The sequence below is a fragment of the Paenibacillus sp. J22R232 genome, assembly GCF_056269165.1.
Genome location: NZ_JBWDNK010000045.1, coordinates 1 through 1,552 on the forward strand (window position 1 = coordinate 1; position 1,552 = coordinate 1,552).

At 42.1% G+C, this 1,552-nt stretch carries 1 protein-coding gene; it reads left to right on the forward strand.

Going from position 1 to position 1,552, the window contains the following annotated elements:
* Positions 1-251 precede the first annotated feature (251 nt).
* On the forward strand, positions 252-1,430 hold the full coding sequence (locus AC0YN3_RS33075) for an IS110 family RNA-guided transposase (RefSeq protein ID WP_475779065.1): 1,179 nt from the start codon (positions 252-254) through the stop codon (positions 1,428-1,430).
* Positions 1,431-1,552: the final 122 nt, after the last annotated feature.

The following is a 1,552-nucleotide window of genomic DNA, read 5'->3' on the forward strand; positions in this document are numbered from 1 at the left end:
TAATACTTTATTTCGTATTATTAGGTTAACCAGAGATTTCTGGTTGGCCTTTTTTCATAGGTGTCATATGATGGCGGTGGCCGAGAGAACGTATACTTTATTGGGGTCAACCCCGTAGTGAAAACAGTTCTCTCCCTGCCCCCAATGACCATGTTTGAGCTGGTTGAGACAATGATCTCGTATCACAAGCGAAGCTATGGGTTTGGAACCATCGTGGCAGTGACGGCTACTTTTAAATTAGGGAGTGTGTTATGGAGCCAGTTATAGGATTAGATGTGGCTAAAGGAACCAGCGTGATTCAGGCTTTTCTACGAAGGAATGAACCGTACGGAATATTGGAGAATATTACGCATGAGGAGAGTGGTTTTAAACGACTGGGAGAACTGCTTGATGAATTAAAGGCACTCTCCGGTAAAGATCCAATCATTATTTTGGAAGCAACAGGCCATTACCATCGGGGATTAGTTTCCTATCTCATACGTGGAGAGTACAAGCATATTATAATCAATCCACTTCAATCAAAACGTGCGAGAAACACGCAATTGCGAAAAGTAAAAACCGATGCTGCTGATGCATGGCATTTAGCTGAGATGTATTATCGGGGTGATGTAGCGCCACATCGTACATGGGACGAGTTGTACACCGAGCTGCAGCATGTGACGAGACAACATGAGTTTATTACCTCAATGTATGTCCAGGCAAAGTTAAACTCGAGAGCGTTATTGGATCAGGTATTTCCTGCGTTTGAGAAGGTATTCAGTAATCTCTTCTCCGGTACTGCACTCAGAGTGCTACAGAGTTTTCTGAACGATGATTTTGAAAAGGTAGGATCTATCATTCAGGAACAAACCGGGAAATCTCATTCGAAAGATTGGGTAGGCGAGAAGGTAAATCAGTTGAGACCAGCATGGCATGAATGGGCCATTCAAAAAAGGAGCATAACGCAAAGCATGGCCCTTCTGGGGATGGTATCGCTCTTACTTGAGTTTCAAAAGCAATTAAGAAGGCTGGAAGAAACCATAAGGGAAATCTCCGAGACATTACCGGAAGTAGAACTTTTAAAGACGATTCCAGGCATAGGTGACAAACTTGCTTCGGCGATCATAGCAGAGATCGGAGATGCCCATCAATTTAAGAGTGCTAAACAACTTGTTGCCTACGCAGGACTTGATCCAAGTGTTTACAGTTCGGGTAAGTATACAGCCTCTAGAAATCGGATAACAAAGCGCGGATCAAAAAGACTTCGAAGAGCTCTATACTTGGCTGTTCAGTGCGGACTACGTGGTGGAAGAAATAGTAGATTAAAGGACTATTATGATATGAAAAGAAAAGAGGGTAAGCCCTACAAGGTGGTTGTGATTGCTTGCGCCAACAAGCTTCTTCATCACGTGTACGCCATCCTTAATAAAAACCAACCCTTTAGTATTTAATTTCTATAATTATCCATAAACCTTCACGCCAATGAAGGTTTATTTGTTGTGTTTAAAAAACAGTATAGCAGTTTTCAAAACATATTACACACTGCAGCTTGACAACTATTAGCTGGTTTTCT